Raw genomic sequence first — 19,029 nt, 5'->3', positions numbered from 1 at the left:
TCCAGCCGATAAATAGGAACACGCGCACTTGGCGCCCAGTCATCCAGCACCCTCATCATTGCCCCCAGCACAGCTTGCGCGACATTTCAGGTGCCGCGCCCGGATTGGTCCGCGCACCGGTACTGGCCAGGCTGAAGTCGCCGCAAAGATCGCCGGTCATCACCGAGCGGACGCCAGGCGTAGCCACCAGCTGGAAATCCTGAGGGTTCAATGCTGCGGTGATTCTATAGCGATCATTGCCCTCGCTGACGCCGCTTGCATCAATAAAAGTACCGTTCCTTGTATAAAAACGCTCCAGATGCTGAGCCTGATCGGTCAATAACGCGACGATTTCCACGCGATAGACTTTTTTCATATGGCTGGTGTAGCCGGGGTAAGCAATCCCGGCCAGCACCGCAATGATCGCCACGGCGATCAGTAACTCAATCAGGGTAAAGCCCTGGCTGTCCATGCCCATTTCAACGCTCCTTATTGAAGTTGCCGCCAGGCCACCCGCCGGAAACGCAAGCCGCCCTCCTCTTCTACATGCGCATAGACGCTCTCCAGCACCGTGCGCAATTGGCCGCTCAACCCGACAGCCGTCACTCGATACGCGTCGGCCACGGTGCGTGGTGGCAAATGCGCCAGCCCCACCGAGGGTCCCAGGGATTGAATGCCGTATAGACCGCCGTCCAGTGCAGTCCAAGTGATCCCCGAAACAGGGTCCAGCCCCGCCCCAGCCACCGAATAGGCGGCGGCCGGCGGTGCGCAGGTGACAACCGACCGGCAAGGCGGCAGCATCGCAAATGATCGCTTTACGACTGACTCACCACGCCGCAAGCCACTCTCGGCGCTTTGCAGCGACTGATTGCGGTGCCAGAGGCTAGCGGTGACCTTTTGCTGGCTCACCGCCCCTTGCTGGGATGACAGCCCGATCAGCGACAACAGCAACAACAACACCAGGCTGATCAGCAGCACCATGCCCGCCTGCCGCAGACGAATAGGCTCTTTAAGCATCATGGCCCCCCTACCCCAGCCGGTTTCGCAGCGCCGCCACGACGCTGTAGGTTTGATCCTTCACGCGCCCGGCTGGGTCTTGCAGCGTCATCAGGATGCGCACACTGCGTATCAAGGCAAGGTCCGCCGGACTCGCGTCGTAACGCGCCACCTCCGTCGACGAAGGTTTGGCAGCCACGCCAAAGCTGATATCGAAAGCCTGCACGTTATCCACCAGCACGGCCTTGGCAGGCGCCGCAGGCGTACTGACTTTCAATTGGCCGGCTTCGAAGGTGTAGGTGATCTGGCGCAGCGCAAAGCGGATCTGTCCGGGGGCAGGCGCTGGCGCACTGCCAACATACGCTTGGGCGGTCCCCGTGCAGTCGGACAATACGGTCCAGTCAGGCTTGCCACTTTCCAGACCGACATCAGTTGTCACCAGCGACAGCGACTTCACCCCCGCCTCGGCCTTCCAACTGACAGGCTGATCAAAAGCGGATGGGGCATTGTCGATAGACGCCGTGGCCAAACAGCCAAACATGCCCGCCTGGCGAATATCCTGGGTCATCTTGCCCAGTGAGAACCGTGCATCGTCCTGCAGCAACATGGCGGCCTGCTGGCTGGCGTGAGTGGCTCTGGAACTGATCAGCACTTGGGTGACCCCAAGCACCACTACCAAGCCCATGGCCAACGCCAGTAGCAATTCCACCAAGCTGAATCCCCTAACACTCCACCTCATTGCGCGCCCCTCGACTCATCATCGATGCGGCTGGTCAGGGTGAATGTTTCCCGGGCACCCGGTCTGTTTGCGCCCCGGCTATCGTCCCAACTGATGCTGACCGTCACCTCGCCTGCACTGACCGACACCGAGCCTTTGGCGCTCGCCCCGGCAAAACCGAGGATATTGGCCTCGAAATCATGCAAATCCAGGTCGCGCACGCTGGCTGACGCACTGCTGGCAGGATCACGCTCGGCCCGCCCCCAGGAGTAGTCGACAGCGGAATTGGCACGGATTCGGTCGAGCATGTCGTAGGCAATGAAACTCGCCTGGCTGGTCATCCTGGAACTGTCGGTGTACTTGAGCGCATTGAGCTGGATCACCGCCGCACCCAGCAGGCCAATGGCGAGAATCAACACTGCAACCAGCACCTCGATCAGCGTCATGCCGATTTGGCGCCTAGAAAAATCCTCGGGGAAACCGCTGTTGGGGCAAGCAAGCATTACCGTCGTCATCCGTGTCGAGGTCCGAAAAAAGCAGGAGAAATCTGCTGTACGACCCAAGACTAGCGTCGGTTTTTCGCTCGCGCTGCTCCCGGAACAAAGGGAAATACTTTGGACATGAAGGCCATCATTCGGCGCAACGTACTGGGCGCTATACCTAGTGCTTCACCTGAATCCAAGGACGGACGAGACATGCGCCAACAAGGCTTCACCCTGATCGAACTGCTGCTCGGGCTGATCGTGAGCGGCATCCTGGCCAGCCTGGCCACCCCCAGCTTCAAGGGTTTGCTGGAATCACAGCAGCGACAGGGCGTCGCGCAATCCTTGGCCACAGGCCTGCGCTACGCCCGGACTGAAGCCATCGCCCGTAACCAACCGGTGGTGATTCATGCGCGGAAAGACGACTGGAGCCAGGGCTGGCGGGTCATTGTGGATGTGAGCGGACGCGGCTATCTGGATGACGACAACCCAGTACTGCTGGAGCACCAGGACAATGGCGGCGTGGCGATCGTTGGCAATGGGCCTGTCAAGAATCAGGTGCGCTTCAGCGGACTAGGCGAACCGGTGTTTTCAGGAGGAGGTTTTCGCGCTGGCACCGTGCACGTATGCGCCACAGATCAGGCGCAGAGCCTGTATCAGGTCGTACTGGCGCCCAGCGGGCGCATCAGCCTGCGCAGCGAGCGTGCCGAGCAGGCGTTGTGCCGGAGCTACTCCGGCACACAGGTACTCAGAGCAGCGAGCGAACCCGCAGCTCCTTGGGCATGGAGAAGGTGATGTTCTCTTCACGGCCAGCCAGCTCATCGGCACCAGTGGCGCCCCAGGCATGCAACTGCTGGATAACGCCGCGCACCAGCACTTCCGGGGCCGAAGCGCCCGCCGTGATACCGATACGCTCGACGCCATCGAACCAGCTGCGTTGCATGTCTTCGGCGCCATCGATCAGGTACGCCGGCGTTGCCATGCGTTCAGCCAACTCACGCAGGCGGTTGGAGTTTGAGCTGTTAGGGCTGCCGACAACCAAAACCACATCGCATTCATCGGCCAGTTGCTTGACCGCGTCCTGCCGGTTTTGAGTGGCGTAGCAGATGTCGTCCTTGCGTGGGCCGCCAATCGCCGGGAAGCGGCTGCGCAGCGCGTCGATCACGCGGCTGGTGTCATCCATGGACAAGGTAGTCTGGGTCACGAATGCCAGGCGCTCGGGGTTGTGCACCTGCAGGCTGGCGACATCTTTTTCGTCTTCCACCAGGTAAATCGCCCCGCCATTGCTGGCGTCATACTGGCCCATGGTGCCTTCGACTTCCGGGTGGCCGGCATGGCCAATCAGGATGCACTCTCGACCGTCACGGCTGTAGCGCGCCACTTCGATATGCACCTTGGTGACCAGCGGGCAGGTCGCATCGAAGACTTTGAGGCCACGGCCTGCCGCTTCGGTACGCACGGCCTGGGAAACACCGTGGGCGCTGAAGATGACAATGACGTCGTCCGGCACCTGGTCCAGCTCTTCGACAAAGATGGCGCCGCGCGCGCGCAGGTCTTCGACCACGAATTTGTTGTGGACGACTTCATGACGCACGTAAATCGGCGGCCCGAAGACTTCCAGGGCGCGGTTGACGATTTCGATCGCCCGGTCCACGCCGGCGCAGAAGCCACGGGGGTTGGCGAGTTTGATTTGCATGCTGTGCCTCGTGTCTTGCAGGGCAAGAAAATGGATCAACTCGGGCCCTTGCGAGCGCCGAGTCCTGTAGGAGCCGGCTTGCCGGCGATAACATCACCGCGGTGTCGACGATACACCGAGGCGTCTGCATCGCCGGCAAGCCGGCTCCTACACAGGCCAGCGCTCGCAGGCGCCGGTTTCATCTGTTAGATCGCTTTAACGTCGATGATTTCAACATCAAAGGTCAAGGTTTTACCGGCCAACGGGTGGTTGAAGTCGATGGTCACTTGCGCGTCATCGAAGGTTTTTACCACACCAGGCAGTTCGGTATTCGCCGCATCGTTGAAGATCACCAACAAGCCTTCCGACAGGTCCATGTCCTGGAACTGCGAACGCGGGATGATCTGCACGTTTTGCGGGTTGGGCTGGCCAAAGGCGTTTTCCGGCAGGATCTGCAGGGTGCGCTTGTCGCCAGCCTTGAAGCCGAACAGGGCCGCTTCGAAACCCGGCAGCAGGTTGCCATCGCCGACCTTGAAGGTGGCCGGGGCTTTGTCGAACGTGCTGTCGACCGTATCGCCATTCTCCAGGCGCAGTGCGAAATGCAAGGTGACTTCCGTGTTCTGGCCGATGCGTTGCTCAGCCAATACCTGATCAGTCATTGACGGTCTCTCCGGTTTTCTTACTTTTGAACATGTCCAACGCCAGCATGATTGCACCGACGGTGATGGCGCTGTCGGCAAAGTTGAACGCCGGGAAGTACCAGCGGTTCTGCCAATGCACCAGGATAAAGTCGATCACATGGCCGAGGGCAATGCGGTCGTAAAGATTGCCCAGCGCACCGCCCAATACCAGCGCCAAGGCGATCGCCAGCCAGGTGTCATCACGGCCAAGACGCTTGAGCCACACCACCAGCACCGCACTGACGACCACGGCGATCAAGGCGAACAGCCAGCGCTGCCAGCCGCCGCTATCCGCCAAAAAGCTGAACGCGGCGCCAGTGTTGTAGGCCAGGGTCCAGCTGAAGTAATCCGGGATCACCACGATCTGCTGGAACATCTGCAGGGAGCCTTCGAAATGAGCCTTGCTGACCTGGTCGATGACCAGGACCAGCAGACTCAGTACGAGCCAGCCCAGACGTCCGAAACGACTGGTATCAGGCATAGTGGCGAACCTCACCAGCACCCGAGATGTTGTCGACGCAACGACCACAGATTTCCGGATGCTCAGGGTTCACGCCAACATCTTCACGGCAGTGCCAGCAACGGGCGCATTTAGGGAAGGCCGACTTGACCACTTTGAGCTTGAGGCCCGGCACTTCGGTGGCGACCGCGTCCGCCGGGGCCTGGGCGAATGGCGCCAGGCTCGCGGTAGAGGTGATCAGCACGAAGCGCAGTTCGTTGCTCAGCTTGGCCAGGTCGGCGGTCAGGCCTTCCTCGGCAAACAGGGTGACTTCGGCTTGCAGGTTGCCACCGACGGCCTTGGCCGCACGTTGCACTTCCAGCTCCTTGTTCACCGCAACCTTCACGGCCATCACGCCTTCCCAGTACTCGCGGCCCAGTTCGAAGTCGGCCGGCAGTTCGGTCAGGCCTTCGTACCAGGTGTTGAGCATCACGGACTCGTTGCGCTCGCCCGGCAGGTATTCCCACAGTTCGTCGGCGGTGAAGGCCAGGATCGGCGCGATCCAGCGCACCAGCGCTTCGGAGATGTGGAACAGCGCGGTCTGCGCCGAGCGGCGCGCCTTGCTGTTGGCGCCGGTGGTGTACTGGCGGTCCTTGATGATGTCGAGGTAGAAACCACCCAGTTCCTGCACGCAGAAGTTGTGGATCTTCGAGTACACGTTCCAGAAGCGATACTCGCCGTAGTTTTCCTGCAACTCGCGTTGCAGCAACAGGGTACGGTCCACGGCCCAACGGTCGAGGGCGAGCATGTCCTCAGCCGCCAGGATGTCGGTGGCCGGGTTGAAACCGGTCAGGTTCGACAGCAGGAAACGTGCGGTATTGCGGATACGGCGGTAGGCATCGGCGCTGCGGGCCAGGATCTGGTCCGACACGGCGATTTCGCCCGAATAGTCGGTCGACGCAACCCACAGACGCATGATGTCGGCGCCCAGGGTGTCGTTGATCTTCTTCGGCTCGATCACGTTCTTCAGCGACTTGGACATTTTGCGGCCCGTCTCGTCGACGGTAAAACCGTGAGTCAGCAGTTCGCGGTACGGCGCGTGGTTGTCGATGGCGCAACCGGTCAGCAACGACGAGTGGAACCAGCCACGGTGTTGGTCCGAGCCTTCCAGGTACAGGTCGGCACGCGGACCGGTTTCGTGACCCATCGGGTGCGAGCCGCGCAGCACGTGCCAGTGAGTGGTGCCGGAGTCGAACCACACGTCCAGGGTGTCGCTGATCTTGTCGTACTGCGGCGCTTCGTCGCCCAGCAGTTCGGCGGCGTCCAGCTTGAACCAGGCCTCGATGCCTTCCTGTTCAACGCGTTGGGCCACCTGCTCCATCAGTTCGACGGTACGTGGGTGCAGCTCGCCGCTTTCCTTGTTCAGGAAGAACGGGATCGGCACGCCCCAGTTACGCTGGCGGGAGATGCACCAGTCCGGACGGTTGGCGATCATCGAGTGCAGGCGCGCCTGGCCCCAGGCCGGGACGAACTGGGTGTCTTCGATGGCTTTGAGCGAGCGGACACGCAGCGTGTCGCCGCTGGTTGGCTCTTTGTCCATGCCGATGAACCACTGCGCGGTGGCGCGGTAGATCAGCGGGGTCTTGTGGCGCCAGCAGTGCATGTAGCTGTGCTGGATGGTGGCGGTTTGCATCAGCGCACCGACTTCGCGCAGTTTTTCGATGATCGGCTGATCGGCCTTGAAGATGAACTGGCCGCCGAAGAACTCCAGCGACGGCACGTAAACACCGTTGCTTTGCACCGGGTTGATGATGTCGTCGTTGACCAGGCCGTACTTCTTGCAGATCACAAAGTCGTCTACGCCATAGGCAGGCGAGCAGTGAACGATACCGGTGCCCGAGCCCAGTTCAACGTAGTCAGCCAGGTACACCGGCGACAGACGGTCATAGAACGGGTGGCGGAAGTTGATCAGTTCCAGCGCGGAGCCGGTGGTGGTGGCGATGACCGAACCTTGCAGCTCGTAGCGGGCCAGGCAGGCCTCGACCATTTCCTCGGCCAGCACCAATAGGCGGTCACCGACGTCCACCAGGGCGTAGGTGAATTCCGGGTGCACGTTCAGCGCCTGGTTGGCCGGGATGGTCCACGGGGTGGTGGTCCAGATCACGATGGCGGCTGGCTTGGCCAGCGAAGCCAGGCCAAAGGCCTCGGCCAGCTTGGCCTCGTCGGCGATCGGGAAGGCCACGTCGATGGTCGAGGACTTCTTGTCTTCGTACTCGACTTCCGCTTCGGCCAGGGCCGAACCACAGTCGAAGCACCAGTTCACGGGCTTGAGGCCCTTGAACACGAAACCGCCCTTGACGATTTCGGCCAAGGCACGGATTTCCCCGGCCTCGTTCTTGAAGTTCATGGTCTTGTACGGGTTGTCCCACTCGCCGAGCACGCCCAGGCGGATGAATTCGGACTTCTGCCCTTCGATTTGCTCCGTGGCGTAGGCACGGCACAGTTCGCGGGTTTTATCCGCGCCCAGGTTCTTGCCGTAGGTCACTTCGACTTTGTGTTCGATCGGCAGGCCGTGGCAGTCCCAACCCGGAACATACGGCGCGTCGAAGCCCGATAGGGTTTTCGAGCGCAGGATCATGTCCTTGAGAATCTTGTTCAGCGCATGACCGATGTGAATCGTGCCATTGGCATAAGGAGGGCCGTCGTGCAGGACGAATTTCGGACGATCCTTGCCAATCTCGCGCAACTTTCCGTACAGGCCAATACTGTCCCAGCGCTGCAGGATCTGCGGTTCGCGCTGTGGCAGGCCGGCCTTCATTGGGAAGGCGGTGTCCGGAAGGTTTAGCGTGGCTTTATAGTCGGTCATTTAAGGCTCTTCGGTTAGCGATGGGCGCTAGGTGCGGCTAGTGCACGGGCGGCGGCGACATCCGCATTGATCGCCGTTTTCAACGCCTCAAGGGAGGCGAAACGCTGCTCTTCACGCAGCTTCTGGTGGAAAACCACCGTCAAACGCCGGTCATACAGATCACCGGCAAAATCCAACAGATGTACTTCCAGGTGGGCCTTGCCATCACCTGCAACCGTGGGCCTGACGCCTATGTTGGCGACTCCGGGCCACGATTGGCCGTCGATGTCGACGCTGACGAGGTAAACCCCGGTCAGCGGCACACGACGGCGCTTGAGTTGCACGTTGGCGGTTGGCGTGCCCAATTGGCGCGCCAGCTTCTGGCCGTGCAGGACCCTTCCGGCAATGCGGAACGGGCGACCGAGCAAACGCTCGGCCAAGGCGAAGTCGGCAGCGGCCAGGGCATTACGCACCTGGGTACTGCTCACGCGCAGGCCGTCCAGTTCGACGGTTTGTGCGGCTTCGACGGTAAACCCCTGGTTGACGCCCGCATGCTGCAGGAAATCGAAATCCCCGACGCGGTCGCAACCAAAGCGGAAGTCGTCACCGACCTCCAAATGCTGCACGCCCAGGCCATCAACCAGGATGCGGTCGACGAACTCGGCGGCGCTCAGGCTTTGCAAACGCTGGTTGAAGGCCAGGCAGAGGACACGGTCCACGCCCTCTTCTGCCAGCAATTGCAGCTTGTCCCGCAGGCGGGCCAGGCGGGCCGGCGCGGTCTCGGGGGTAAAGTATTCCCGCGGCTGTGGCTCGAAAATCACCACGCAGCTGGGCACGCCCAACTCGACCGCGCGTTCGCGCAGCCGAGCCAGGATAGCCTGGTGGCCACGGTGAACACCGTCAAAGTTGCCAATAGTGGCGACGCAGCCCCGATGCTCGGGGCGCAGGTTGTGGAGACCTCGAACCAGCTGCATAACGCGCTTCTTGCTCATAAAGTGGTCGATTATAACCACACCCGGCCCCGGACGACAGGCAACAGCACAGGCCAAATGGATCGAATCGATAAAACAACCGTTTTATCGCGGCAAACTCTCTAACCCAGGGACTTGCGATTGAAATCCCTCAGGCGGAAGCCTTGCAGCAGCAACATCCCGAAGTACACCACCACACCCGCGACGACCAACACGCCAAGACGCATGAAGCGCTCCAGCATATGACCTTCCTCCCACGCCGGCATGAAGTGCATCAGGCCCAACAGCACGGCCGACATCATGGCCACCGCCACCAGCAACTTGAGGGCAAACAGGCCCCAGCCTGGCTGCGGCTGGAACATCTGCTGCTTACGCAATTGGTAAAACAACAGCCCGGCGTTGATGCAAGCACCGGCACTGATCGCCAGGGCAAGGCCGGCGTGGGCCAGCGGGCCGATAAACACCAGGTTGAGCAGTTGCGTGACGATTAGCGTGAATATCGCGATTTTCACCGGCGTACGGATGTTTTGCTGGGCATAGAAGCCGGGAGCCAGCACTTTGATCACGATGATGCCGAGCAGCCCGACGGAATAGGCGACCAGCGCGTGCTGGGTCATCAAGGCGTCATGGGCATCGAACTGACCGTATTGAAACAGCGACACGGTCAACGGTTCGGCCAGGATCCCCAGCGCCAGCGCACATGGCAGCACCAGCACAAAGCACAGGCGCAACCCCCAATCGAGGATGCGCGAATACTCCTGGCGATCCTTGCTGGCGTAAGTGCGCGCCAGGGTTGGCAGCAGAATCGTGCCCAGCGCCACGCCCAGCACGCCGGACGGCAATTCCATGAGGCGGTCGGCGTAGTACATCCACGACACCGAGCCTGAGACCAGCAGCGAGGCGAACGCGGTATTGATGATCAGGGAAATCTGACTGACCGACACACCGAGGATCGCTGGCAGCATATTGCGCATCACGCGCCATACGCCGGTGTCCTTGAGGTTCAGGCGCGGCAAGACAAGCATGCCAATCTTTTTCAGGTGCGGTAGTTGATAGAGCAATTGCGCCAGGCCGCCGGCCAGTACCGCCCAGCCCAGGGCCATCACCGGTGGATCAAAGTATGGCGTAAGGAACAGCGCGAAAATAATCATGCTGACGTTCAGCAGGGTCGGCACGAAGGCCGGCACCGAGAAACGGTTCCAGGTATTGAGGATCGCCCCGGCCAGGGATGAGAGGGAGATCAGCAATATATAAGGAAAGGTCACGCGCAACAGGTCGGTGGTCAGCGCGAATTTTTCCGGGGTATTGGCAAAACCGGGCGCCGTGGCCCAGATCACCCAGGGGGCGGCGAGCATGCCGAGCACGGTCACCAACATCAACACCAGGGTCAACAGGCCCGAAACATAGGCAATAAAGGTGCGGGTGGCTTCCTCGCCCTGCTGGGTCTTGTATTCGGCCAGGATCGGCACGAAGGCCTGGGAAAACGCACCTTCGGCAAAGATCCGCCGCAGCAGGTTGGGCAGTTTAAAGGCGATAAAGAAGGCATCCGTGGCCATGCTGGCGCCGAAAATGCGCGCCAGCAGCGTGTCGCGTACAAACCCCAGAACCCGGGAGATCATTGTGATAGAGCTGACGGCGGCCAACGATTTGAGCAGATTCATTGAAAGAGTTTGCGCCTTTAGATAAAGAGCAGGCGAACAAAGCGCCTACTTATGCGATACTGCGCGCCTGCAACAGCACAGAGCCAAAGCTCGCGAGTTTACAGGTCAAGCGCCGGAAATAAATCACCCGCCTCTTCAGATCGACCACTCAGCAGTTCGCATCAGCCGCCCTTGACAACACGTCAAGTCATCGGCATGATTCGCGGCCTATTTTGTTTGCTATTTCCTAAAAAGTCTTTCGAGGAGCTCGACGGTGGCCAACACACCTTCCGCCAAAAAACGTGCAAAACAGGCTGAGAAGCGTCGCAGCCACAACGCCAGCCTGCGTTCCATGGTTCGTACCTACATCAAGAATGTAGTTAAAGCCATCGACACCAAAGACGCTGAAAAAGCTCAAGCAGCTTACGTTCTGGCTGTGCCAGTTATCGACCGCATGGCCGATAAAGGCATCATCCACAAGAACAAGGCCGCTCGTCATAAGAGCCGTCTGAATGGCCACATCAAGGCTCTGAGCGTCGCTGCTGCAGCCTAAGTGGTAACAACTGCATCGCAACCCAGGTTGCGTAACAGTTAAGAAATGCCCCGTACCGAAAGGTCCGGGGCATTTTTGTTGGGGCCTGAAAATCCCCCCCTGCGGGATGTGCGGCTTTTTTGTGGTGAGCGGGCTTGCCCCGCGCTGGGCTGCGCAGCAGCCCCAATACATTCAACGCGTTCCTCCAGACAGAACCCAATCTCAGGTTTTAGGGCCGCTTCGCGCCCCGGCGCGGGGCAAGCCCGCTCACCACAAAAAGCCCGCTCACCACTGGAAACCGGTCAACCAAAAAATGCAGGCAAAAAAACGCCCCGAACCAGTCGGGGCGTTTTGCTACCTATTGATCAAACCACGATCAATGGTGATGACCGCCTTCACCGTGGACGTGACCATGAGCCACTTCTTCCTGGGAGGCGTCGCGGATGGCAACGATCTTCACTTGGAAGTTCAGGCGCTGGCCAGCCAGAGGGTGGTTGCCGTCGACGGTCACGTCGTCGCCGTCCAGATCACGGATAGTCACGATCTGCATTTGGCCGTCCGGCGCGGAAGCGTGGAACTGCATGCCCACTTCCAGCTCGTCAACGCCTTCGAACATGCTGCGGCTCAGGGTGCTGACCAGTTCGGCCGAGTACTCGCCGTAGGCATCTTCAGGTTCTACGGCAACGGTCAGCTCATCACCGACGTTCTTGCCTTCCAGTGCCTTCTCCAGGCCTGGGATGATGTTACCTGCGCCTTGCAGGTAGACCAGCGGCGCGCCGCCGGCGGAGCTGTCGATGACCTCACCAGCGTCGTTGGTCAGGGTATAGTCGATGGAGACAGCCTTGTTAGCGGCGATCGTCATGGGGCGAGACCTTTTGCATAAGAATGAAGAACGGACAAGTCTAAACAAGGATTTGCCCGAAAGCGAACAGAACCCGGACAGACGGGACCGATCAACGGCATCCTTCATCATCGGGTTCCACCAGGACGACGATCAACACTGGGTCGCCGAGCTCTCTTGCGGCCACACCCAGCACCTGCGCCACCAGCCACCCTGGCAATCCCGCGCCTGGGTACTCGACCCCGCGCAACGCCTTGAAAAAATAGGCCAGCCCTTTGCCTGCGGCTGGTGTGCGCGAGCACACGAATAACGATAACCTTGGCGCCTGATTCCCGGTAGACGTTCAACCATAGAACCTCACCGAAGCCATGCACCTTCAGAGAATTCGCATGCAGACTTTTTTTATCGCGCCCACCGATTTTGGTGTAGGTCTGACCTCCATCAGCCTTGGGCTGGTGCGCACCCTTGAGCGGGCCGGACTGAAAGTCGGCTTCTTCAAGCCGATTGCCCAGCCGCACCCCGGCGATACCGGCCCCGAGCGCTCCACCGAGCTGGTAGCGCGCACCCACGGCCTCAAGCCGCCACAGCCCCTGGGCCTGGCCCACGTAGAACGCATGCTCGGCGACGGCCAGCTCGACGAACTGCTCGAAGAAATCATCACGCTGTACCAGCAAGCCGCCGTGGGCAAGGACGTGCTGATCGTCGAAGGCATGGTGCCAACCCGCAGCGCCAGCTATGCGGCGCGGGTCAACCTGCACCTGGCCAAGAGCCTGGATGCGGAAGTGATCCTGGTCTCGGCCCCGGAAAACGAAGTGCTCACCGAACTCTCCGGACGCGTGGAATTGCAGGCCCAACTGTTCGGCGGCCCGAAAGACCCGAAAGTACTCGGCGTGATCCTCAACAAGGTGCGCACCGACGAAAGCATGGAAGCCTTTGCGGCGCGCCTCAAAGAGCATTCGCCCCTGTTGCGCAGCGGCGATTTCCGCCTGCTCGGCTGCATCCCCTATCAACCGGAACTCAACGCCCCGCGCACCCGCGACGTGGCCGACCTGATGGGCGCGCAGATCCTCAACGCCGGCGACTACGAAACCCGGCGCATGACCAAAATCATCATCTGCGCCCGTACCATGCGCAACACCGTGGAGCTGCTCAAGCCCGGCGTACTGGTGGTGACACCCGGCGACCGCGACGACATCATCCTCGCCGTCAGCCTCGCCGCGATCAACGGCGTCCCCCTGGCCGGCCTGTTGCTGACCAGCGACACACTGCCCGACCCGCGCATCATGGAATTGTGCCGTGGCGCATTCCAGGCCGGGCTGCCGGTGTTGTCGGTGAGCACCGGTTCCTACGACACGGCGAACCAGCTCAACAGCCTCAACAAGGAAATCCCGATTGATGACCGCGAACGCGCGGAGATCATCACCGATTTCGTCGCCAGCCATCTGGATGCGCGCTGGCTGCACCAACGTTGCGGTACACCACGGGAAATGCGCCTGTCGCCGGCGGTGTTCCGCTACCAGTTGATACAGCGTGCCCAGGCCGCCAACAAACGCATCGTATTGCCCGAAGGTAGCGAGCCACTGACCGTGCAAGCCGCCGCCATCTGCCAGGCGCGAGGCATTGCCCGGTGCGTGTTGCTGGCCAAACCGGCGGACGTGGAAGCGGTCGCCCGCGCACAGGGCATCGAACTGCCCGAAGGCCTGGAGATCCTCGACCCGGACCTGATTCGCCAACGCTATGTCGAGCCAATGGTGGCACTGCGCAAGAGCAAAAGCCTCAACGCGCCGATGGCCGAGCAGCAACTGGAAGACACGGTGGTGATCGCCACCATGATGCTCGCGCTGGACGAAGTGGACGGCCTGGTATCCGGGGTGATTCACTCCACCGCCAACACCATCCGCCCTGCCCTGCAGCTGATTAAAACGGCGCCGGGCTGCACGCTGGTGTCGTCGGTGTTCTTCATGCTGTTCCCTGAGCAGGTGCTGGTGTACGGCGACTGCGTGATGAACCCGCACCCGAGCGCGGCGGAGTTGGCGGAGATTGCGCTGCAAAGCGCCGACTCGGCCGCAGCGTTCGGCATCACCCCGCGCGTGGCGATGATCAGCTATTCCAGTGGCGATTCGGCCAGCGGCGAAGAAGTGGAAAAAGTCCGCGAAGCCACCCTGCTTGCCCACGAGCAGCAAAGTTCGCTACTGATCGACGGCCCGTTGCAATACGACGCCGCTGCCAACGAAAACGTAGCCCGGCAGTTGGCGCCCCACAGCCAGGTCGCCGGCAAGGCCACGGTATTTGTGTTTCCCGACCTCAACACCGGCAACACCACCCACAAGGCCGTGCAGCGCAGCGCTGATTGCGTGAGCCTGGGGCCGATGCTGCAAGGCCTGCGCAAACCGGTCAACGACCTGCCGCGCGGCGCCCAGGTAGACGACATCGTGTACACCATCGCGCTCACCGCGATCCAAGCCGCCAACCGACCTATGGATATCTAAATGCTGGATTTTCTACCTGCCACCGTGCGCGGGGTGATCGCTTCGCTGTTGCTGGCGCTGAACACGATCCTGCTGTGTTCGTTCCTGTTTATCGTGGCGCTGTTCAAGGCGCTGCCATTTGCCAAGCGTTTCAGCGAATGGCTGATGAACCACACCCATGAGGCGTGGGTGACCAACAACAAGGGCTGGATGAACCTGGTAGGCCGCACCCGCTGGCACCTGAGCGGACTTGAAGGCCTTGATTACCAGCACTCGTACCTGGTGACCAGCAACCACCAGAGCTGGGTCGACATCATGGTGTTGCAATACGTGCTGAACCGCCGGATTCGCCCGCTGAAATTCTTCCTCAAGCAGGAACTGATCTGGGTGCCGGTGATTGGCCTGGCGTGGTGGGCGCTCGGCTTTCCGTTCATGAAGCGCTACACCAAGGCCTACCTGGCAAAACACCCGGAAAAGAAAGGCAAGGACCTGGAAACCACCCGCAAGACCTGTGCGAAGTTTCGCGACAACCCGGTGGGTATTTTCAACTTTGCCGAGGGCACACGCTTTACGCCGGGCAAACATGCCCAGCAGAACTCGCCGTTTCGCTACTTGCTCAAGCCCAAGGCTGGCGGCATTGCGTTTGTGCTGGATGCCATGGGCGAGCAGTTGAAGTCACTGGTAAACGTGACCATTCACTACCCGGCCGGGCGTCCTGGGTATTGGGATTTGCTGTGTGGGAATGTGAAGGACGTGGTGGTGCAGTTCGAAGAAGTGCAGATCCCGGCCGCGTTCATTGGCAAGAATTATGAGCAGGATGGGGAGTATCGGACGGCGTTCCAGGGCTGGATCAACCGGTTGTGGGAAGAGAAAGATGCGCTGCTGGACACGCTGCATCAGGAATATCCGCGCAAGCCTTGCCGGCGATAGCGTCCGACGCAACACCCACAATGCAAAAGCCCGCCACCGATCACTCGGTGGCGGGCTTTTTGTGGCCGCGAGGGTTAGATCGCGCCGCGCTGACGCAACAGCTCCAGCACTTGCTTGACGCTTTCTTCCAACGACAAGGCCTGGGTGTCGATGACCAGATCGGCATTCAACGGCACGTCATACGGGAAGGACTCGCCAGGGATGTTATCCCCACCAGCAGCGTACAGCCCCTGCGGATCACGCTCGGCGCACACCAGCGGCGACGCTTGCACGTACACCGTCAGCAGACGATCAGCGCCGATCAGCGCTTTGGCCTGTTCACGGCCTTCGGCGTCCGGTGCCACAAAGGCAGCCAGGGTCAGCAGGCCCGCTTCGTTGAACTGACGCGCCACATGGGCGGCACGACGCCAGTTCTCGGTACGACCGGCCCGGTCCTGCGGCAAGCCCTTGTTCAGGTCGTGACGCAGGTTCTGGCCATCCAGCACGAACACTGCACGGCCCATGTCGAAGAGCTTGCGCTCAACCGCGTAGGCCAAGGTGCTCTTGCCAGCGCCCGACAGGCCGCTGAATAGCACGGTAGCCGGTTGCTGACCAAAGCGCAGTGCGCGCTCTTCGGTGGCGACGTGAGCCAGCTTGCCATGATGCGCCGAGCTGCCGTGGGTGACCGGCGGCGCGATGATCATGCCCGCCGCCACGGTGCCGTTGGTCAAACGGTCGATGACAATGAACGCGCCAGTGGTGCGGTTGCTGTCGTAACCGTCCAGGGCGATGGCGGCGTCGAGACTGACCTTGACCCGGCCGATCTCGTTCAACTGCAGCGAACTCGCCGGGCCTTCGGCCAGGGTGTTCACATCCACGCGGTGCACGATGCTGGTGATGGAACCCGGCACGTAGCTGGTGGCGCGCTTGATGTCGTATTTTTTGCCCGGCAGCATCGGCTCTTCCGCCATCCACACCAGCATGGCGTCGAAGGCATCGGTCACTTGCGGCACGTTGTCGGCGTGTACCAGCAGGTCGCCACGGGAGATGTCGATCTCGTCTTCCATGGTCAGGGTCACGGCCTGGCCTGGGCCAGCGTGTTCCAGCTCACCTTCAAAGGTGACGATGGATTTGACGCGGCTGCTCTTGCCCGACGGCAGCACCACGACTTCGTCGCCCTTGTGCACGATGCCGCTGGCCAAGGTGCCGGCAAAACCACGGAAGTTCAGGTTCGGACGGTTGACGTACTGCACCGGGAAACGCAGGTCGGTGTAGTTGCGGTCGTTGGCGATCTCGACGGTTTCGAGGATCTCCATCAGCGACTGCCCGGTGTACCAAGGCGAACGCTCACTCTTGTTGACCACGTTGTCGCCCTTGAGCGCCGACATCGGCACGAACGCCAGCGTGCTCGGCTTGAAAGCGATACCGTCGGCGAACTTCAGGTAATCGGCCTTGATCTGCTCGAATACGCTCTGGTCGAAGCCATTGATGTCCATCTTGTTGACGGCCACCACGATATGCTTGATGCCCAGCAACGAGGCGATAAAGCTGTGGCGACGGGTCTGGGTCTGCACGCCATAACGCGCGTCAATCAGGATGATCGCCAGGTCACAGGTGGAGGCACCGGTGGCCATGTTGCGGGTGTACTGCTCATGGCCGGGGGTGTCGGCGATGATGAATTTGCGTTTGGCGGTGGAGAAGTAGCGGTAGGCAACGTCGATGGTGATGCCTTGCTCACGCTCGGCCTGCAGGCCGTCGACCAGCAGTGCCAGGTCGATATCATCGCCGGTGGTGCCGGACTTCTTCGAATCGCGGGTGATGGCTTCCAGGTGATCTTCGTAGATCATCTTGGAGTCGTGCAGCAGGCGCCCGATCAGGGTGCTCTTGCCGTCGTCGACGTTGCCGCAGGTCAGGAAGCGCAACATTTCCTTGCGCTCGTGCTGGCCCAGGTAGGCGAGGATGTCCTCGCTGATCAAATCAGATTGATGCGACATGACAGCCCCTTAGAAATAGCCTTGACGTTTTTTATCTTCCATCGAGCCTGCACCATCGTGGTCGATGACACGGCCCTGGCGCTCGGAAGTTCGCGTCAGGAGCATTTCCTGAATGATGTCCGTCAGCGTCTCGGCTTCGGACTCCACCGCGCCCGTCAACGGGTAGCAGCCAAGGGTACGGAAACGTACTTTCTTTTTGACGATTCGGGCTTTGTCTTCGTCGGACAGGTGCTCGAGGATGCGGTCGTCGTCGATCATGATCAACGTGCCGTTCTTCTCGATCACTTCACGCTCGGCGGCGAAGTACAGCGGCACGATCGGGATGCCTTCGAGGTAGATGTACTGCCAGATGTCCAGCTCGGTCCAGTTGGACAGCGGGAACACGCGGATGGACTCACCCTTGTTGACGTTGCCGTTGTAGACGTTCCACAGCTCGGGGCGCTGGTTTTTCGGGTCCCAGCGGTGTTTGCTGTCGCGGAATGAGTACACGCGCTCTTTGGCGCGGGATTTCTCTTCATCGCGACGGGCGCCGCCAAAGGCCGCGTCGAAACCATGCTTGTCCAGGGCCTGTTTGAGGCCTTCGGTCTTCATGATGTCGGTGTGCTTGGCGCTGCCGTGGGTGAAGGGGTTGATGCCCTGCGCCACGCCGTCCGGGTTCACGTGGGTGATCAAGTCCAGGCCCAGCTCCTTGACCATCTTGTCGCGGAACTTGTACATCTCCTGGAATTTCCAGCGGGTGTCGACGTGCATCACCGGGAACGGCAGTTTGCCCGGGAAGAAGGCCTTGCGTGCCAGGTGCAGCATCACGGCGGAGTCTTTACCGATCGAGTAGAGCATCACCGGGTTGTCGAACTCGGCGGCGACCTCGCGGATGATGTGGATGCTTTCCGCCTCCAGCTGTTTCAGATGCGTCAGTTTGTCGACCATGGTTACTCACGGAAAAACGATCTTATGGACGGCCAGCGGGCCGTGTTCGAGCGGGGCATGCTAGCACAGCACCTGCTTCTATTCAGGGAGCCATCTAGATCGAAACGGTATATGAATATACCTCCAGGTTTGGCCCTCAAATCGGGTTGGGGCAATCGATGAACAGATGCTCCAGGGCAAAGCGCCGCGCCAGGTAATCGCCCAGGGCCTGTACGCCGTAGCGCTCGGTGGCGTGGTGGCCGGCGGCGATGAAGCTGATGTCGTTTTCGCGGGCGCTGTGAAAAGTTTGCTCGGAGGCTTCACCGCTCAGGTACAGGTCGACACCGGCCGCAATCGCGTCGTCGATATAGCCCTGACCACCGCCGGTGCACCAGCCGACACGGCGGATCATTTCGCTGCCTTCGATCAGCAGCGGTTCACGGCCCATGACCTCCTGCACACGGCGGGCGAAATCACGGGGCGACAGGGGCTCGGCGAGGGAGCCAACCAGTCCGACGATCTTGGGGTTGCTCGGGTCCAGCGGGCCTTCGACCGTGATATCCAACTGACGGGCAAGTTGCACGTTATTACCGACGTCGGGATGCAAGTCCAACGGCAGATGGTAGGCCAACAGGCTGATGTCGTGCTTGAGCAGCGTCTTGAGGCGACGCTGCTTCATCCCTGTGATGCAGGGGTTCTCGCCTTTCCAGAAATAGCCGTGGTGCACCAGGATCAAATCGGCCTGGGCTTCGACGGCAGCATCCAGCAAGGCCTGGCTTGCGGTCACGCCGCTGACGATGCGCATCACTTGAGGGCGGCCCTCGACCTGCAGGCCATTGGGGCAATAGTCGGCAATTTTAGCGCTGCCAAGGTAGCGGTCCGCTTCCTCGACGAGGGTGGTAAGGGGGACGGCCATAAAAGACTCCTAAATATCCCGTTCGCAGGCGTCGCAGC

At 60.8% G+C, this 19,029-nt stretch carries 19 protein-coding genes; 5 read left to right on the top strand and 14 right to left on the bottom strand.

The window, feature by feature from the left end; all coding sequences use genetic code 11:
• Positions 1 to 55 precede the first annotated feature (55 nt).
• Genes U367_RS0123290 through pilV form a run of 4 tightly spaced genes read right to left on the bottom strand, consistent with a single transcriptional unit; the run spans position 56 to position 2,196 of the window.
• A complete protein-coding gene (locus U367_RS0123290) occupies positions 56 to 457 on the bottom strand; it encodes a type IV pilin protein (RefSeq protein WP_028618784.1) in 402 nt (133 codons plus the stop codon).
• 11 nt (positions 458 to 468) lie between these two features.
• Complete coding sequence (locus tag U367_RS0123285; protein ID WP_028618783.1) at positions 469 to 999, bottom strand: pilus assembly PilX family protein; 531 nt, start codon at positions 997 to 999, stop codon at positions 469 to 471.
• 7 nt (positions 1,000 to 1,006) lie between these two features.
• Positions 1,007 to 1,714, bottom strand: a complete 708-nt coding sequence (locus U367_RS0123280) for a PilW family protein (RefSeq protein ID WP_028618782.1) — start codon at positions 1,712 to 1,714, stop codon at positions 1,007 to 1,009.
• Positions 1,711 to 2,196 carry a type IV pilus modification protein PilV gene (gene pilV / locus U367_RS0123275; protein ID WP_028618781.1) on the bottom strand — a complete coding sequence of 162 codons (486 nt, stop codon included), beginning with the start codon at positions 2,194 to 2,196 and terminating at the stop codon, positions 1,711 to 1,713. Before pilV ends, U367_RS0123280 begins: the two co-directional genes overlap by 4 nt.
• Before the next feature lie 192 nt (positions 2,197 to 2,388).
• On the opposite strand from pilV, the gene U367_RS0123270 reads away from it, so the two are divergent.
• A complete protein-coding gene (locus U367_RS0123270; RefSeq protein WP_028618780.1) occupies positions 2,389 to 2,970 on the top strand; it encodes a GspH/FimT family pseudopilin in 582 nt (193 codons plus the stop codon).
• Here U367_RS0123270 and ispH read toward each other — a convergent pair.
• The 6 genes from ispH to murJ all read right to left on the bottom strand — a co-directional run bounded on the left by ispH (position 2,924) and on the right by murJ (position 10,446).
• Positions 2,924 to 3,871: a 4-hydroxy-3-methylbut-2-enyl diphosphate reductase gene (ispH, locus tag U367_RS0123265; RefSeq protein WP_016976308.1), complete on the bottom strand. Its 948-nt coding sequence runs from the start codon at positions 3,869 to 3,871 to the stop codon at positions 2,924 to 2,926. The two genes, U367_RS0123270 and ispH, sit on opposite strands and share 47 nt — an antisense overlap.
• A gap of 185 nt (positions 3,872 to 4,056) precedes the next feature.
• Positions 4,057 to 4,494 (bottom strand): FKBP-type peptidyl-prolyl cis-trans isomerase, encoded by a 438-nt coding sequence (gene fkpB, locus U367_RS0123260; RefSeq protein WP_173390393.1) that lies wholly within the window; start codon positions 4,492 to 4,494, stop codon positions 4,057 to 4,059.
• Between the two features lie 7 nt (positions 4,495 to 4,501).
• Positions 4,502 to 5,011 (bottom strand): signal peptidase II, encoded by a 510-nt coding sequence (lspA, locus tag U367_RS0123255; protein WP_028618779.1) that lies wholly within the window; start codon positions 5,009 to 5,011, stop codon positions 4,502 to 4,504.
• Positions 5,004 to 7,835: an isoleucine--tRNA ligase gene (ileS, locus tag U367_RS0123250; RefSeq protein ID WP_028618778.1), complete on the bottom strand. Its 2,832-nt coding sequence runs from the start codon at positions 7,833 to 7,835 to the stop codon at positions 5,004 to 5,006. The genes lspA and ileS overlap by 8 nt, the downstream gene beginning before the upstream one ends.
• 14 nt (positions 7,836 to 7,849) lie before the next feature.
• A complete protein-coding gene (gene ribF, locus U367_RS0123245) occupies positions 7,850 to 8,788 on the bottom strand; it encodes a bifunctional riboflavin kinase/FAD synthetase (RefSeq protein ID WP_010213269.1) in 939 nt (312 codons plus the stop codon).
• Between the two features lie 119 nt (positions 8,789 to 8,907).
• A complete protein-coding gene (murJ, locus tag U367_RS0123240) occupies positions 8,908 to 10,446 on the bottom strand; it encodes a murein biosynthesis integral membrane protein MurJ (RefSeq protein ID WP_028618777.1) in 1,539 nt (512 codons plus the stop codon).
• A 253-nt stretch (positions 10,447 to 10,699) separates the two neighbouring features.
• On the opposite strand from murJ, the gene rpsT reads away from it, so the two are divergent.
• Positions 10,700 to 10,978, top strand: a complete 279-nt coding sequence (rpsT, locus tag U367_RS0123235) for a 30S ribosomal protein S20 (RefSeq protein ID WP_016976313.1) — start codon at positions 10,700 to 10,702, stop codon at positions 10,976 to 10,978.
• A 355-nt stretch (positions 10,979 to 11,333) separates the two neighbouring features.
• Here rpsT and U367_RS0123230 read toward each other — a convergent pair whose 3' ends face one another.
• On the bottom strand, positions 11,334 to 11,819 hold the full coding sequence (locus U367_RS0123230; RefSeq protein WP_003188398.1) for an FKBP-type peptidyl-prolyl cis-trans isomerase: 486 nt from the start codon (positions 11,817 to 11,819) through the stop codon (positions 11,334 to 11,336).
• Between U367_RS0123230 and U367_RS0123225 the strand changes: the two genes are divergently transcribed.
• The 3 genes from U367_RS0123225 to U367_RS0123215 all read left to right on the top strand — a co-directional run bounded on the left by U367_RS0123225 (position 11,818) and on the right by U367_RS0123215 (position 15,196).
• On the top strand, positions 11,818 to 12,108 hold the full coding sequence (locus tag U367_RS0123225) for a DUF3565 domain-containing protein (protein WP_032864469.1): 291 nt from the start codon (positions 11,818 to 11,820) through the stop codon (positions 12,106 to 12,108). The genes U367_RS0123230 and U367_RS0123225 overlap by 2 nt on opposite strands.
• Positions 12,109 to 12,187: 79 nt before the next feature.
• Positions 12,188 to 14,287: a phosphate acetyltransferase gene (gene pta, locus U367_RS0123220; RefSeq protein WP_028618775.1), complete on the top strand. Its 2,100-nt coding sequence runs from the start codon at positions 12,188 to 12,190 to the stop codon at positions 14,285 to 14,287.
• Complete coding sequence (locus tag U367_RS0123215; RefSeq protein ID WP_028618774.1) at positions 14,288 to 15,196, top strand: acyltransferase; 909 nt, start codon at positions 14,288 to 14,290, stop codon at positions 15,194 to 15,196.
• 74 nt (positions 15,197 to 15,270) lie between these two features.
• Here the strand turns inward: U367_RS0123215 and cysN are convergent, their stop codons facing one another.
• From cysN to U367_RS0123200, 3 genes are all read right to left on the bottom strand, one after another.
• Positions 15,271 to 17,169: a sulfate adenylyltransferase subunit CysN gene (cysN, locus tag U367_RS0123210; protein WP_028618773.1), complete on the bottom strand. Its 1,899-nt coding sequence runs from the start codon at positions 17,167 to 17,169 to the stop codon at positions 15,271 to 15,273.
• Between the two features lie 9 nt (positions 17,170 to 17,178).
• On the bottom strand, positions 17,179 to 18,096 hold the full coding sequence (cysD, locus tag U367_RS0123205) for a sulfate adenylyltransferase subunit CysD (RefSeq protein WP_028618772.1): 918 nt from the start codon (positions 18,094 to 18,096) through the stop codon (positions 17,179 to 17,181).
• A 136-nt stretch (positions 18,097 to 18,232) separates the two neighbouring features.
• Positions 18,233 to 18,991, bottom strand: a complete 759-nt coding sequence (locus U367_RS0123200) for a Nif3-like dinuclear metal center hexameric protein (protein ID WP_016977054.1) — start codon at positions 18,989 to 18,991, stop codon at positions 18,233 to 18,235.
• Positions 18,992 to 19,029 lie beyond the last annotated feature (38 nt).

Source organism: Pseudomonas canadensis (genome assembly GCF_000503215.1).
GTDB lineage: Bacteria > Pseudomonadota > Gammaproteobacteria > Pseudomonadales > Pseudomonadaceae > Aquipseudomonas > Aquipseudomonas canadensis.
The sequence above is the reverse complement of the archived record's forward strand: the minus strand, read 5'-3'. Positions and strand labels throughout refer to the sequence as shown.